Raw genomic sequence first — 14153 nt, 5'->3', positions numbered from 1 at the left:
TTACAACAACCACCCTCTAAGTTTACGTGGTCCACTCGTGGTCTACTGTCCACTAGCTTAAGCATAAGGAGCTAATAGAGCAGTATGTTGCCAATCACCCACAATCGAACCAGTCCAAATCGGCTAAAATTTATTCTCTTGATGGTATTGGTCGGCCTAAATTTGCGCCCTGCTCTATCATCGCTCGCCCCACTGCTACCGCGCATAGAAAGTGAAGGTGAGCTGTCGGTTCTGATACTTTCATTATTGACCACACTGCCAGTACTTTGCCTTGGCTTATTTGCTCCATCTGCACCCTGGCTGGCGCGGCGGTTGGGTATAGAACGCAGTCTTGCGCTAGGCCTTATTATTTTAAGTGCCGGCCTTGCGCTACGCGGCCTGAGCAGCGCTACTGCTTTGTTTATCGGCACCCTGCTGATTGGTGCGGCGATTGGCGTGCTTGGCACTTTATTGCCCGCGCTGGTCAAACGTGAACTGGCTGATAGTGCTGACTTAATGACCGGTGTCTATACCATGGCGCTCTGTCTCGGTGGCGCTTTGGGTGCTGGGCTCAGCATTCCATTAGCCGATGCGCTGGACAGCTGGTCACTCAGTTTAATGTCGTGGACAAGTTTCGCCCTGACTGCCCTGTTTGCATGGTGGTGGGTGATGCCGCAACCAGCGCCCGATCGACAGCATAAAACCTCAAAGGGTCATGCCCGCGCGCTACTGCGCCAGCCTCTTGCTTGGCAAGTCATGCTTCTAATGGGCAGCCAATCTTCTCTCGCTTATATCGTATTTGGCTGGTTACCCACGCTGTTAGTTAAACAAGGTTACAGTGAACACGAAGCGGGTTGGCTGATGGCTGCTTCGATATTGACACAGCTGATATCGGCCATTACAGCACCCTGGCTAGCACGCATGAGCAAAGATCAACGACCCGCACTGATCGCCATACTCGGCCTAGTTGGCATCGGCTTATGGGTGTTATTACTTGGACCTGCCTCACTGCGCTGGCTTGGAGCAATACTGCTCGGTCTTGGTCAAGGCGGCTCATTCAGCCTTGCTCTAACACTGATTGTACTGCGCAGCGGTAATACCAAGATTGCTGGTGAACTATCGGCGCTGGTCCAAGGTGGCGGCTATACCCTTGCCGCAGTGGGCCCACTGGTTGTCGGCCTGATGATTGATGCTGATATTGGTATCCAAGGCATTACTTGGTTGTTACTGACGATTTTAACCTTTGCCGCCTCTATGGCACTGCTGGCTGGGCGGCAGCGGCGACTGGAAATTAACGACAAAGGCATGCTGGTAACAATTAACCAGCGTCGCTGACCTTGAATAAAACTGCTGCGCTAGCCTGATAATTTTAGATGCTGCGGCCATCATTGGCGGTTTACTCGCTTCACTGCTAGGCAGGGCGTCAGCTAGACAGTCTGCGAGCATTCAGTGTCACTTCGCGAGTTGATCAGCGAGCCCTCAAGCAACTCGCGTAGCATTGCAGCGGTAGGCTCAGCATAGGTCAGTATCTCGTTGATACGATGAAAGTGCAGCAAACGCACACCTGGAGCTTGCGGACTAAGCAGAATATCAGGAGGCTGGTGACGCAGCGCTTGCCGAGTGATCGCCTGCTGCATGATTTTGAAACTGGTAAACAGCATGTCGCTCAGTCCGATCTCTTGCCCCTGATCAACCTGATGATTACCCGAAACATCCACGGCAATAACCAGATCAACCTCGCCCTGTAATAGATCGAAGGGCAGCGGGTTTGAGGTGCCACCATCAATCAGCAGTTGCTCGCCCTGACGTACGGGCATGAACAACCCAGGTACCGCCATACTCGCTTCTATCGCGGCAAACAGATCACCATCAGCGAGAGTCACGCTATCTGCTGTCCAGTAGTCGGTGGCTACCACCCTCAGCGGGATACGCAGTTCTGCAAAGTCTCTAACATCGGTATGCGTAGCTAAAAAGCGCATAAAGCCACGCGAGTCGAGCAATCCTGCACCACGTCGTCCAAAGCGTATAAGGTCGGCCAGCTTCACATCGGACTTAGCCAAGCCCGTAAGAGCATCCAGCGGCGAGCCGGCAACAGCATCAAAGATGCCCCGTATCTGTTTAGCCGATAGGCCTGCAGCATACAAACCACCAATCACTGCGCCAATGCTGCTACCAACAATACAATCCGGCACAATGCCCAGCTCATCGAACACCTGAAGAATGGCAATATGAGCCAGACCATTGGCACCGCCTGAACCCAGCGCCAGCCCAATAGTGGGCCTAGGTGCTGGGCTGTCGGCGTCACCTACCACAGCTTTTGCTAACATCCGTAGGCCGCTGGCAATTGGTGATTCCATGGTTAAACCTCCTAGCTTGTACTGCATAACGGTTAGCTGCTATCTGTTGTTGACTTACAGACAAGACAGCAGCAGACCAATAGTATTAAGGTGCAGGCTAGGCCATTAAAGCATGATTTGAACTGCGCGCGGCACGCTAAAGATCGCATACGATTTTCTGTAGACAGCCTCCGCCGTGGCTAGACCAGCTTTCCCATTTACGTGCCACTGCTTTGCTAGAGCGTACGCTACTCATGAATACACTATTCTGTTGGAATACAAACGACTGAACCTCAACTCAACACTCGCCCTACAAAGGCAAGCAGCTCAGGTAAACTGGACAATAATTAAGCAGCAAAGCTGCTGTTAAATCAGCAATAAAAAGGAGCAGAAAAACGTGGCTAAATTACGACTCAATGCTGACGTGGGCGAAAGTCTAGGCCCTTGGACCATGGGCAACGACAACGCTTTGATGCCACTGCTAGACTTGGCAAATATTGCCTGCGGATTTCACGCCTCCGAACCCGACACCATGCGTGCGACGGTGCAACTGGCAGCAGCACACGGGGTGACCATTGGCGCACACCCAGCCTACCCAGATCTGCTTGGCTTTGGCCGCAGATCAATGACCTGCACACCTCAGCAAGTGGAGAACCTCATGCTCTATCAAATTGGCGCACTGGCAGCCATGTGCAGGGCAGAAGGCGTCTCACTCCACTACGTGAAGCCGCACGGCGCCCTCTATAATGATATGGCTAAAAATCATGAGTTATTGGCTGCAGTGATGCGCGGCGTGGCTGCGTTTGACCCAAATTTAATTCTCGTTGTGCCTGCCTTGCACAATCGCGCAGCTATTCAGGCTCTAGCCCAGCAACATGATTTGAGCCTATGGTTCGAAGTCTTTGCTGACCGCAACTACCATCAAGACGGCTCCCTTGTTGCTCGAGGCAAGCAAGGCGCTGTGCATCAAGAGCAGGCTGTCATTGTCGAGCAAGCTATCAAATTTGCACGGGGCTTAGCCATCCGCTCAGTTGAAGGTAAAGACATTACACTGCAGGCGGACACCCTCTGTGTGCATGGCGACAACCAGGCATCGATACTAGCAGCGAAAGCCATTCGCACAGCTTTAAATAATGGAAACGGCAATGATTACTCTGCCTAGAATTGAAAACGCAGGGATCAGCGCATGGCTGGTGCGCTTATTCGAACAGATTGATGACGCCAACCTCACACCAATCATGGCGCTTGCACGGCAATCGGAACACGCCTTTGGCGCTGCACTCATTGACCTAACGCCGTCCTACACGACACTGCTGGTGGAGTTTGATCTTTTACAGATGACACCGGCGCAAGCGCTACTCAAGTTACAAGGTTTGCTAGCAGAGTTTGGCCAAAGCGAAGCGATTGAAGAAGGACCATTAAAACAGCTTCCGGTCTGGTATGAAGCAAGCGTTGGCCCCGATTTATTACACCTCGCCACACGTAACAATTTAAGCGTAGAGCAATTAATTGAATGGCATACAGCCACAATCTATAAAGTATTTGCGTTGGGTTTTGCGCCGGGCTTTGCTTTCATGGGCTCGGTCGATGCACGACTAGACGCCCCTCGTCTGGCAACACCCAGATCCCGTGTTTATGCAGGCAGTGTCGCGGTGGCCGGACGCCAGACTTCGGCCTATCCAGCACAGTCTCCCGGCGGTTGGAATTTACTCGGTCGCACACCGCTCACTTTATTTGATCGCAGCCGCGAGCAGATGAGTTATTTTCAGGTGGGTGATCGCGTGCAAATGCTGCCCATTACCAAGCAAGAGTTCCTCCGTTTAGGCGGCGATCCCACACCACAGGAGGACACCTGATTATGACGTTTAAAAGCGCTTTTAAAGTCATTCAGGCTGGTCCATTAACGTCACTGCAGGATGCCGGACGCTTTGGTGTGCGTCACCTTGGCATCACTCAGGGCGGCGCCATCGACCTGCATGCTTGGGCTTGGGCCAACGCTATGCTTGCCAACCCATGGAACACTGCAGCACTGGAAATCACCTTTAGCGGTTTGCAGCTGGAAGCCATTGCAGATCTCTACTTTGCACTGGCCGGAGCTGATCTGGGTGCGTCAATCGATGGAAAAGCCATCGAAAACTGGGCAGCTGGACAAATAAGTGCAGGGCAAACACTTGAATTTTTAAGGCCTCGAAGCGGGCTGCGCGCTTATCTCGCTGTACTTGGTGGTTTTCAGGGCAAGCCCATACTGGGCAGCTTATCAAGCGTTGTCCGAGAGCAACTCGGCGGCCATTGCGGTGATGGAAAACCTCTTACAGCAGGCGACATGCTGTATGTGCAACAGACTGTTACTGAGCACCCTATGGAGACAAGACAAACCCCTGAGATAGAAAAGTTTGATTACTCACAACCAGCCGTATTAGACCTTATCCTTGGAGCTCAAGCAGAATATTTTAGCGGCGAGAGCCTGTTCAAATTTTTTAATCAAAGCTGGGCCATCGATAACCGCTCGGACCGGATGGGCATACGTCTGAACGGCCCTGTATTAACCTGCTCTATCAAGAACATGATATCTGAAGGCTTAGTGCTAGGCGCTGTCCAGGTTCCCCCTGATGGCCAGCCCATTGTTTTAATGAACGACCGACAAACCATTGGTGGCTACCCACGGCTTGGCACTTTAACGCCATTGTCCTGCGCACGTTTAGCCCAGTGTTTACCAGGACAACAAGTGACTTTTAGGCCCATTCCTGCCGAGCGTGCTTATAAGCAGCACCTTAGTTTTTTAAAACAGCTTGCTCATGCTGAGCCAAGTGGGTAACACCGAACTTGGCAGGCAAAATAATGACTCTTTTAAGCTGTGAGGCAGTCTATTTTTTAGCCACTCTAACCAAAAGAAAGCCTGTGAAAATGCGGATTATCAACACAGACTTCCAACATTGAGATATCAGCTAAAACGACCCAGTGTTCAATGCTATTTACAGCAACCTTAATGCATTCATCGCTGTTTTCATTGCGTGCTGTATCTAGGGCAACACAATCCATAACCATACCCGACTTCATAGTCAACTTAATCGGGTAGCGAAAGGTACAGACGATTTCTATGTAGTCATGCTGATCACAGGTAAGCATGGTATACCTCATTTGAGCATTTTCCGACGAGGCAATACCTCTCATCAATCATGCTGGTTGTTGTCGTCGGATCGGTTTGTTTTATTAGGTCGTATTTTAAATACAGATTTAATTATTTTTGTAGCTACAGGAAACCGAGTCGAAATGTATTCATCTTCCGCTCTGCTCAGCTTATGCTTAAATAGATTTGCGTCATCTGGTAATTTAATCTTTGGATTTGCCCTTTGCAGTGCAGAATATAATTCTTCACGAGAAAAAGAATAATTTTGACATACCTGATGTTTTTGCCCATTGTTTAAGTGAACATTTATATTTGTCATGGATCCCGCCCCCATACTAAGTTGATGTTCTATTTCCACAATATCTTTTGGGTTAACACTAAAACACCACTCTTTAAAAACGGGATGATAACTATAAAGCTTATTATCCGTGACATATATTTCGAACTGCTCTTTGCTTTTCAGAAACCAAATTAACAGCCCAACCAGAAGTATTACAATGACTATTGTGACTTTCTCTACAATTACATATATTTGCTCAAAATTAGGTTCATCTTTGAGGGTATAGTGAAACATATAAAGAAGAAGCGGTAGGATGAGTATATTTATAGCAAGATGTATTGCTTGGCGTTTTCGTGTTTTTACATAGTGAAATAACATAATTCCGCCTATTTGATAATCAGCTAGCGCTGGCGTTGCCTGCCAAGCTAAGACTTACCCTGCACGCGGCGTAAGCCTTAAGCCTTATCTGCTCGCTTTTTTTCGACATCACCGGACAACAAAATCGCCAACCACTGCCCTTCTTGTGAGCTTTCTAAACCTATTTTAATAACCATGGTTAATAACACTGACAGTAGCATTCCAGCGCTACCTAACAACCAGCCCCAAAATACTAACGATAAGAACACCACTAATGTTGATATTCCTAATCCTCGACCCAAATAACGCGGTTCAATTAGGTTTGCCATTACCACATTAATGGCTAAGTAACCTAAACCAATAAAACTCGCAGGCGCTAAACCCAATTGTAATATGGCTAATAATATCGCAGGCACTGCAGCAATGATTGAACCAATATTAGGAATATAATTCAGTAAAAAAGCCAAGACACCCCATAACAAATAGAAATCTAACCCCACCGCCCAGAGCATTAAAGACACACTGGCACCTGTCGCAATACTCACTAATGTTTTTATTGCTAAGTAATGATTAACAGATGATAAAAAACGATGAACTTGCTGCATTTTAACGTCAGGGTTGTCTAATGCTAAATATACTTTTCTAGGCAAGGAAGAGGCTTCAAATAGCATAAAAATGACAGTGATCGTGATTAGAAACAGGTTAGTCATTACACCGCCCAAACCACTGAGCATATCTGCTGCCAGCCTCATTGCCACAGCAGGATTAAAATACTCCGCAAAGAGCTCTCTTGAGAGAATGATATTAAATGTTGCTAATTTATCAATAACCCAAGCAAACTTATCTCTTAGCTGCTCTATATACTCTGGCAGCAACTGCGATAACTCAAGCAATGAGCGACCCACCAAGCCCGCTATATAAATAACAGCCGTTACAAAAACAACGATGACCACAACCACGGCCAGTGGCTTTGGTATTTTAAAACTTTCTATTTTCTTAACGATCGGGTGACAAACAATTGCTATAAACAAAGACAATAAAAAAGGCACTAAAATGCCAGCGGCTGTTTTTAATCCTGCAAGCACAACAAATAGCGCTGCAACAATTAACAATGCTTTAAAAATACCGCTTTTATAATCGACTGGTGCCATAAGAATCATATAACTCTTTTAATTAAATATTAAAAGGCTATCTGTAGTACATCCGAAAGCTAAATATAGCAGTACCCTATGATGGAATTCAGTGTGCATTACAGAGAGCGCCTGATCAAAATAACACTAGAAAGCCACAATAGACAGTAACGCCTTTGCTTGTTCGTTTTCATTTTGCGGGAGAGGGTAAAACATCTAGCGGTATTGGCTATGATTAGCATGCCCGCTGAGTGGTTATATATCGAGGCTGTGTAGGCCGCTGAGCTAACAACGGCCTACACCATTCAGTTTATTCGCTCGATTTACGCGCCAGCATCGTCGCAAACTGCAGTTGCGCACCATTGTGCATGGTGCCAACATCTTCATTGTACTTAACCAGTTCCCAGCCCGCGTACGCTTCAGGTAACTCACCAGCTTTTAGAGTAAAGGAGAAACGCACTGGCGATGGGTGTTGCTCAGTGCTCATCGCACAAACAATCAGGTTATAACCGCCAGGTAGCGTGCGCGCTTGCATATCAGCAATCACAGCATCAACCCGCGCAGGGTCGAGAAACATTAAGGTTACGACGCAGGCAATAAAACCATAATCCTCAGCAAGCACGGCACTGTTGATGTCGTACACCTGCGGTTTAATGTTGGTGATCCCCTCTTTGCTGACAATTTGCTGCAGCATACCAATAGCATTGGGATTGTTATCGACTGCGGCGACGTCAAAGCCAAGCTGGCTCAGGTATAAGGCATTGCGCCCATTGGAGCAGCCCATGTCTAAAGCACTGCATGGTTCAATAATTTTGCACGCCTCTACCACTTCACTGTGCGCAGGATTTAAGCCGTAACGGCTATTTAGGTCAACTGTCATGGCAACCACTTAAATTAAAGAATTGAGTTGCAATTATTGCGTCTTCTGCAGCGCAGTTAAATGATCAGAGGTAAGGCTTTTAAAACTAAGTGCTACGCCCCTCTCTCACGTCATCACAGAGTGAGAGCAGTCCTGCCGTCATTTTAAGAAAGCTAGGCAGGATATATTCAGCCCCAGTCTTTACCAAAATCGCAGAAAGCCTCGTATAGCAGTAAGTATCACCGCCTCTTTAGGGCGGTGAGGATGTCAATTAACTTTGTACAGCCATGCGTCCGTTAAAAATTTGTCGGCCACTAATGCCTTGGCGGTGGACAGCTCCTCCGGCAAATAATCCCCCAGCTGGGCTTGGTAGGTTTTAGAGAAGTGACGCATAAAAGCATCAATAATAGCCGCTCTGCTGAGCCCCGTTTGGCTGCGCATCGGATCAACACGCTTGTTGGCACTGGTAATGCCTTTATCAGAGATTTTTTCTCGACCAATACGCAACACTTGCAGCATTTTGTCGGCATCAATATCGTAAGCCAGCGTCGCATGGTGCAGCAAAATACCAGTACCAAAGCGTTTTTGTGCCGCACCACCTATCTTGCCTTGTGCAGAGGTAATATCGTTAAGCGGCTTATAGTGCGCTTGAATACCAACCTCTGCCAATGCAGCTAACACCCAAGCATCTAAAAACTGATACGACGCCTCAATGCTCATACCGTCCACAATCGAGGTCGGCACCGTTAACGAATAGGTAATGCAGTTGCCGGGCTCCATAAACATAGCACCGCCACCGGTAATACGGCGCACCACTTGTACACCAGCCTCTTGCGCTGCAGCCATATCCACTTCATTTTTGACCGACTGAAAACAGCCTATCACCACTACAGAATCATCCCAGTCCCAAAACCTTAGTGTTGGCCCGCGCAAACCTTTAGCCACAGACTGGGCTAATGCATCGTCTAAAGCGACATGCATGGCTGCGGGCATAGTGACCGGCGGAATCAGGGTAAATTGATGATCAAGCCAACTGCTCGCCTTGCCTAAAGCGCGCCGAACAGCGATGGCTACAGCCTCTGCTGAGAAGCCAAACATCACCACATCATCATCCAGCGCTTCTGTGATAGCAGCAGTTAAAGCTTGTTGGCTTGCCGTGCTGGGTAAGCCAATTAGAGCTTGGTTAATATGGGTTAAAGCCGTATCAGGCTCTAAGAAAAAGTCACCCGAAATACTCACTTGGCTTAAACAGTCATCGTGCACCTCTATATCAGCGACCACTAACTTACCGCCAGGTACTTTATATTCACCGTGCATCACTTCATCCTGCTTGATTAAGTATCTATATTGAGAACCAGTCTCATTCTAAACTAAAAGTGCAGTACAGCCATACGCTTCGCTCTTTAAGAGTTCGCAGCCAGCAAGTACAGTAGCACCAGTTGATCAATTGTTATTGCCCCAACTAAACAGCCCGCGCTGGCCCTGCACTGCTTGCGCCCACAAAGGACTCTGCGAATGTCTAATATGCCCAAAAAAGTAGCCTTTTGGTTTACTGATGATCTGCGCTTGCACGATAACTTCGCCCTCAACTGGGCCTGCAGCCATTACGCAGCCATTGCCTTTATTTACGTGATTAACCCCCATGACATCGGGCCCAATAACTATCAACACAAAGCCATAGGCTCACACCGGCTCAATTTTATATATCAGTCTTTATGCGATCTTGAGCAACAGTTGCGCGCCTTAGGTCATCGCCTGATTATTTTAGAAGGCCAACCTGCAACCGAGGTCTGCCGTTTTATGCAAGAGCAGCAGATTGATACCATCGTGCGCTCTAAACCAGTGGGCTGGTATGAAAACAAAACCTGCCAAGTGATTGAGCAAAACCTGCCTCAGGTGCGTTGCTTTGCCACTTGGAATCACACGCTGTTTAAGCCAGAGCAATTAGCACTCACGCCGCAACTGCTCAATAGCTTTTCCAGTTTTAGACAGCACATTGAAAAACGTAATTTTGCTGTGCAAGCCGTTAGCGATACACTCAGCACAGTACCGCACGCCATCCAAGTACAGTCATCACAGGGCATAAGCCTTGATCAATTCGCGCAAACATACGTGACACAGCCTTTAGCAGCCAGCGCTTTTCAGGGGGCGAACAACAGGCGCTGGCACATGTGCAGCGTTACTTTTCCAGCTCAGCACCGCACAGCTATAAGCTCACTCGCAACCAATTAGATGGCTGGGACAGCTCAACCAAGTTCAGTCCTTTTTTAGCGCTCGGTAATCTATCGCCCCGCTCCATCTGGCAACAATTAAAAGCCTACGAAGCACAGCACGGTGCCAACGATTCAACCTACTGGATTGGTTTTGAACTGTTGTGGCGTGAATACTTTCAATGGTCAGCGCTGCAGCAAGACGCGCGTTTATTCAGCTTTCAAGGCCAGGCCAAACATAAACCCAAAACCAGCTATTACAGCGCCCGTTTTAAAAAATGGTGCAATGGGGAAACGCCCTTCCCACTGGTGAATGCCTGCATGAAAGAGTTAAACGCCACAGGCTTTATCTCAAACCGTGGCCGGCAAATTGTCGCCAGCTGTTTAGTCAACGAGCTGGCGGTAGACTGGCGTTACGGCGCTGCTTACTTTCAACAACAGCTGCTCGATTACGATGTCGCCTGCAACTGGGGCAACTGGCAATATATTGCGGGGGTGGGTAAAGACCCGCGTGGCGGGCGGCACTTTAATCTAGAAAAGCAAACCCAAGAGTACGATCCCGAGCGGCGTTATATTAAGCAGTGGCAATGCGATACAGCGCCACAACCGCTGGATACGGTTGATTATGTCGACTGGCCAATCATGCCTGAGTAATCCTAGCGCCCCCTCCATGTAAAACAGCTCTGCTAAGCTAGGAATCCTCAGTGACTGCCTTTTGCAAACAGCACTGCTTGATCGCCCTCCTGCCAAGGCTTGAATTTGATCATAACCTGCTGAAACGCTGGATGCTCCAGCCAATCTTTAAGCCACTGCTGCAGATACGGATAAGGCAGACCGTAAAAAACATCTCGATCGACATGAGCGAACTGGCGTACAAAAGGCATAATGCCAATATCAGCGATGCTGGTGTTATCGCCGAGCAGGTATGTATTTTTTCCGAGTAACTCTTCTAACACCTGTAAAAACACCTCGCCCTGCTGCCGGTATTCAAGCTGGGTGAGCTCTGGATGACGATCGGCGTATTTGTAGCGATCGAGCCAGTGTTTAAATTCGTTATCGTTACGGTCGATCAGTGCATTGGCGCTGGCTAAATCGGTGTTTAATAACCCGTGCGGGTCATTTTCCTGCAGCGCCCATTCCAGTATCTCCCTGCTTTCCTCGATAACGCGCCTCGTAACACTATCGCCCTCAGCCAACTCAAGCACAGGAACCGTACCTTTGGGGCTGATAGCCAGCATTTGCGCCGGCTTATTCTTCAGCACGATCTCCCGCAACTCCACCTGCAGCTCGGCAAACACAATACCCAGTCGCGCACGCATCGCGTAAGGGCAACGGCGAAAAGAGTACAAACGATGCTGGGATAGGGGCATGGCGGATTTCCTAGTTGAATACACTAAAGTACTGACTATAGCGGGTTTTCTTTAGACCAAGGAAACGTGATCGCCATGGGCGAGGCGTATTGCGTGACTATAAAATCAGCTGATGGCAGTGCCATATTTAATTTTCAACACTCAAATCAACTCTTACTCATTTCTCCCCCTGAAAACGATGTCATTCAAAGAGTTACTTGAGTACGAAGACACTGTGCGGATAGTTTCGGCTGGTTTTTCTATGGTATCAGCCTGCTACGACGACTTTTAACTGAGCTGTCTCATGCCTGCAGATTAAGCCGCGAGCTATTATCAAACTCAGCAGCTACGCTCTGGTATTGCTGCACAGCAGCTTTTTGGCTTTCGCTGTTTTGCTGCGAAGCACCCTCAACATCAGCCTGCGGCTCTTCCTTATTTTCGCTCTCGTTCTCGACCTCGCTCTGGCGTTCGTTCTGGCCTTCAGCAGCCTGCTCAGCTCGAGCTTGCGCCTCCATCTGCGAGGCTTGAGCAGCCACGGCATGATCTTGGCCGGAAGGCTCCGCCGGTGCTAAGGCAGCAGCACGGATAGCTTGCGCTTTACGGATGGTTTCTTCAGGGTTGTTGCCGCTTGAGGTATCAATCTTAACCTCACCGCCAACTGCATAGCGGGCACCATCCGGACCAAGCTGGTAGGTGTAGGATGCACCAGACGTAGCCAAGCCACCAGCAGCGGCCAAGTGTGCCATTTCATGCGCACGGACTTCACGATCGCGTACTTTGAGCTGCTCTACTTGCTTGATTTGCTCCGGCAACAGCATTGCATTTCCATGCAATTTTTTGCCATCTTGCTTATCCGTATCGGTTTGCTCGGTCTGCTCAGGGCGATTCGCAAAAGAATGCGCTGTAAAAGAATGGCCAACAGAAGAAATATTCATGGCGGCCCTCCGAAAGTAATGTAGTTGATACAAATAGTATGCCGCGACTGCAGGCGCAGATCCAGCCACAGCTTTAATCCGCTTATCAGCTTAAAGCAACGAGTGAATATCAGTAGCCAAGGTAATCAACACTTATAGGCTTGTCCGAGCTGGCTGATACAGTCTATGCCTGTTGAACGACCACGCTCAAGCATCTATAGCAGCATTGCAGGATGCAGTCCTTTTTCCAGCTCAACCCAGGGTACGCGTTAGGCTCAGACCGGCATCAACATCAGCGCCAGACAGGCTAGCTTACTGTAACTGCCACAACGTGCCTGCATCAGTAGCAATCCAAATGCGACCTTGCGAATCTTCCAATAAGGCGCGCAAGCGTTGTTTCTCTTTTTCTAAATAGCGCTTTTCCTGCATCACCTGCTGATCGCTCATCAGCAAGCGATTAAGGTGCTGCAACTTCAGCGCGCCCAATAAAAAATCACCCCGCCAACCATAGCGGTTGTGCTCAACCGCGAGCAAACTGCCTGGCGCAATGGATGGAATGTACACCTTTTTAGCGTCGATCATTCCGGGCTTAGAGGTCACGCCCACGTCTATTGGCCCCCAATACTCTTTACCCAAAGACACCTCTGGCCAGCCGTAATTGCCGCCCTTCTCTATCAAGTTCAGCTCATCACCGCCGCGTGGCCCATGCTCGCTCGCCCACAGCAGCCCTTGGCGCACCGCCAATCCTTGCGGATTACGATGACCATAACTCCATATTTCGGGCAAGGCATCACTGCGGCCAACAAAGGGATTGTCTTGCGGCACACGCCCATCACGATGCAGCCGCATAATAGTCCCTGCATGGGTCGTGAGATCTTGGCCGTTAGCTCGATGCCCACGGTCACCTACACCGAAAAACACATAATCATCAATAAAGGCGATACGGCTGCCAAAATGTTGGCCGTCAGCACTTGCCGACTGGGTGAGCAATACTGTTTGCCAATCCTGCAGTGCCGATAAAGACGCATCTAACTTAGCCCGTCCTAGCGCTGTTGCACCCAAACCCTTTTTGCCGTGTTTTTCAACAGGCGCAACATAGGTAAAGTAAATCCAACCCGTCTGCTGATCACCCTGTTTATAGTCCGCAGGCACAGCGACATCCAGCAAACCTCCTTGACCCATAACCACCACCTGCGGCGCACCGCTCACAGATGTTTGCGCCCCAGACCCCATATCAAACAGCACTAAGCTTCCGCCCTTTTGGGTAATCAATAGATGCTTATCTGACACCTGCGCCATCCCCCAAGGCTGACTCAATCCCTGCGCCATTAAAACAGCCTTGGGCGACACCTCTGCACTCACGTTCATAGCAAAAAGAGGCAAGAGCATGAGTAACATCAAACAGGTTCTGTTGATAAAAAACATTGGCAAACCTTGTGTGGGCTTAAGAAAACTATGGATGCAGACACGCTAAACTTTTGCCAATAAACCCAAGCTTTTGCTGAGCCTCTGCAATTTTCTTATCTGATGGGGCTGCGAATTCAAACTCTGACATTCATTTTAACCTTTCTATTTACAATTAATGATAAGGCATGACTCGCGCAGAGTTCGA

Annotated in this window: 15 protein-coding genes; 6 read left to right on the top strand and 9 right to left on the bottom strand. The window is 48.8% G+C overall.

The annotated features are described in order from the left end of the window. The first annotated feature begins 84 nt into the window (after window positions 1-84). The gene (locus FXF61_RS02125; protein WP_218571829.1) at window positions 85-1314 is read left to right on the top strand and encodes an MFS transporter; all 1230 of its coding nucleotides are present in this window, start codon (window positions 85-87) and stop codon (window positions 1312-1314) included. Between the two features lie 92 nt (window positions 1315-1406). Here the strand turns inward: FXF61_RS02125 and FXF61_RS02120 are convergent, their stop codons facing one another. After that, window positions 1407-2336, bottom strand: coding sequence for a patatin-like phospholipase family protein (locus FXF61_RS02120; RefSeq protein WP_151183719.1), 930 nt, complete (start codon window positions 2334-2336; stop codon window positions 1407-1409). A 376-nt stretch (window positions 2337-2712) separates the two neighbouring features. Between FXF61_RS02120 and FXF61_RS02115 the strand changes: the two genes are divergently transcribed. Genes FXF61_RS02115 through FXF61_RS02105 form a run of 3 tightly spaced genes read left to right on the top strand, consistent with a single transcriptional unit; the run spans window position 2713 to window position 5130 of the window. Beyond that, window positions 2713-3477 carry a 5-oxoprolinase subunit PxpA gene (locus tag FXF61_RS02115; protein WP_151183718.1) on the top strand — a complete coding sequence of 255 codons (765 nt, stop codon included), beginning with the start codon at window positions 2713-2715 and terminating at the stop codon, window positions 3475-3477. Beyond that, on the top strand, window positions 3461-4171 hold the full coding sequence (gene pxpB, locus FXF61_RS02110; protein WP_151183717.1) for a 5-oxoprolinase subunit PxpB: 711 nt from the start codon (window positions 3461-3463) through the stop codon (window positions 4169-4171). Before FXF61_RS02115 ends, pxpB begins: the two co-directional genes overlap by 17 nt. Before the next feature lie 2 nt (window positions 4172-4173). Further along, window positions 4174-5130, top strand: coding sequence for a biotin-dependent carboxyltransferase family protein (locus FXF61_RS02105; protein WP_151183716.1), 957 nt, complete (start codon window positions 4174-4176; stop codon window positions 5128-5130). Between the two features lie 65 nt (window positions 5131-5195). On the opposite strand, the gene FXF61_RS02100 is transcribed toward FXF61_RS02105, so the two are convergent. The 5 genes from FXF61_RS02100 to FXF61_RS02080 all read right to left on the bottom strand — a co-directional run bounded on the left by FXF61_RS02100 (window position 5196) and on the right by FXF61_RS02080 (window position 9385). Then, complete coding sequence (locus tag FXF61_RS02100; protein WP_151183715.1) at window positions 5196-5441, bottom strand: Rho-binding antiterminator; 246 nt, start codon at window positions 5439-5441, stop codon at window positions 5196-5198. A gap of 44 nt (window positions 5442-5485) precedes the next feature. Continuing rightward, window positions 5486-6100, bottom strand: coding sequence for a hypothetical protein (locus FXF61_RS02095; protein ID WP_151183714.1), 615 nt, complete (start codon window positions 6098-6100; stop codon window positions 5486-5488). Window positions 6101-6177: 77 nt separating this feature from the next. Continuing rightward, complete coding sequence (locus tag FXF61_RS02090; protein ID WP_218571828.1) at window positions 6178-7239, bottom strand: AI-2E family transporter; 1062 nt, start codon at window positions 7237-7239, stop codon at window positions 6178-6180. Window positions 7240-7519: 280 nt separating this feature from the next. After that, window positions 7520-8089: a tellurite resistance methyltransferase TehB gene (tehB, locus tag FXF61_RS02085; RefSeq protein ID WP_151183712.1), complete on the bottom strand. Its 570-nt coding sequence runs from the start codon at window positions 8087-8089 to the stop codon at window positions 7520-7522. Window positions 8090-8335: 246 nt separating this feature from the next. Next, window positions 8336-9385 carry a biotin/lipoate A/B protein ligase family protein gene (locus tag FXF61_RS02080; RefSeq protein ID WP_151183711.1) on the bottom strand — a complete coding sequence of 350 codons (1050 nt, stop codon included), beginning with the start codon at window positions 9383-9385 and terminating at the stop codon, window positions 8336-8338. A 198-nt stretch (window positions 9386-9583) separates the two neighbouring features. Here FXF61_RS02080 and FXF61_RS14960 point away from each other — a divergent pair, with 198 nt between their 5' ends. Together FXF61_RS14960 and FXF61_RS14835 are read left to right on the top strand one after the other, a co-directional pair. Continuing rightward, window positions 9584-10300, top strand: a complete 717-nt coding sequence (locus FXF61_RS14960) for a deoxyribodipyrimidine photo-lyase (protein ID WP_218571827.1) — start codon at window positions 9584-9586, stop codon at window positions 10298-10300. Further along, entirely contained in the window at window positions 10240-10932 is a 693-nt protein-coding gene (locus FXF61_RS14835) for a DASH family cryptochrome (protein WP_218571826.1), read from the top strand. The genes FXF61_RS14960 and FXF61_RS14835 overlap by 61 nt, the downstream gene beginning before the upstream one ends. Before the next feature lie 47 nt (window positions 10933-10979). On the opposite strand, the gene FXF61_RS02070 is transcribed toward FXF61_RS14835, so the two are convergent. The 3 genes from FXF61_RS02070 to FXF61_RS02060 form a co-directional block, all read right to left on the bottom strand. Beyond that, window positions 10980-11648 (bottom strand): glutathione S-transferase, encoded by a 669-nt coding sequence (locus tag FXF61_RS02070; protein WP_151183710.1) that lies wholly within the window; start codon window positions 11646-11648, stop codon window positions 10980-10982. 281 nt (window positions 11649-11929) lie between these two features. Next, window positions 11930-12562, bottom strand: coding sequence for a putative metalloprotease CJM1_0395 family protein (locus FXF61_RS02065; RefSeq protein WP_151183709.1), 633 nt, complete (start codon window positions 12560-12562; stop codon window positions 11930-11932). A gap of 291 nt (window positions 12563-12853) precedes the next feature. Beyond that, window positions 12854-13930, bottom strand: coding sequence for a PQQ-dependent sugar dehydrogenase (locus tag FXF61_RS02060; RefSeq protein WP_218571825.1), 1077 nt, complete (start codon window positions 13928-13930; stop codon window positions 12854-12856). Between the last annotated feature and the right edge of the window lie 223 nt (window positions 13931-14153).

This window comes from Pseudomonas sp. C27(2019) (assembly GCF_008807395.1).
Taxonomy (GTDB): Bacteria; Pseudomonadota; Gammaproteobacteria; order Pseudomonadales; family Pseudomonadaceae; genus Denitrificimonas.
The sequence above is the reverse complement of the archived record's forward strand: the minus strand, read 5'-3'. Positions and strand labels throughout refer to the sequence as shown.

Excerpts from the sequence above, each read along its gene's own strand:
- FXF61_RS14960 (WP_218571827.1), top strand. The coding sequence starts at position 9,584 with ATGTCTAATATGCCCAAAAAAGTAGCCTTTTGGTTTACTGATGATCTG.
- pxpB (WP_151183717.1), top strand. The coding sequence starts at position 3,461 with ATGATTACTCTGCCTAGAATTGAAAACGCAGGGATCAGCGCATGGCTG.
- FXF61_RS02090 (WP_218571828.1), bottom strand. The coding sequence starts at position 7,239 with ATGATTCTTATGGCACCAGTCGATTATAAAAGCGGTATTTTTAAAGCA.
- FXF61_RS02125 (WP_218571829.1), top strand. The coding sequence starts at position 85 with ATGTTGCCAATCACCCACAATCGAACCAGTCCAAATCGGCTAAAATTT.
- tehB (WP_151183712.1), bottom strand. The coding sequence starts at position 8,089 with ATGACAGTTGACCTAAATAGCCGTTACGGCTTAAATCCTGCGCACAGT.
- FXF61_RS02080 (WP_151183711.1), bottom strand. The coding sequence starts at position 9,385 with ATGCACGGTGAATATAAAGTACCTGGCGGTAAGTTAGTGGTCGCTGAT.
- FXF61_RS02095 (WP_151183714.1), bottom strand. The coding sequence starts at position 6,100 with ATGTTATTTCACTATGTAAAAACACGAAAACGCCAAGCAATACATCTT.
- FXF61_RS02060 (WP_218571825.1), bottom strand. The coding sequence starts at position 13,930 with ATGCTCTTGCCTCTTTTTGCTATGAACGTGAGTGCAGAGGTGTCGCCC.
- FXF61_RS02100 (WP_151183715.1), bottom strand. The coding sequence starts at position 5,441 with ATGCTTACCTGTGATCAGCATGACTACATAGAAATCGTCTGTACCTTT.
- FXF61_RS02070 (WP_151183710.1), bottom strand. The coding sequence starts at position 11,648 with ATGCCCCTATCCCAGCATCGTTTGTACTCTTTTCGCCGTTGCCCTTAC.
- FXF61_RS02105 (WP_151183716.1), top strand. The coding sequence starts at position 4,174 with ATGACGTTTAAAAGCGCTTTTAAAGTCATTCAGGCTGGTCCATTAACG.
- FXF61_RS02120 (WP_151183719.1), bottom strand. The coding sequence starts at position 2,336 with ATGGAATCACCAATTGCCAGCGGCCTACGGATGTTAGCAAAAGCTGTG.
- FXF61_RS02065 (WP_151183709.1), bottom strand. The coding sequence starts at position 12,562 with ATGAATATTTCTTCTGTTGGCCATTCTTTTACAGCGCATTCTTTTGCG.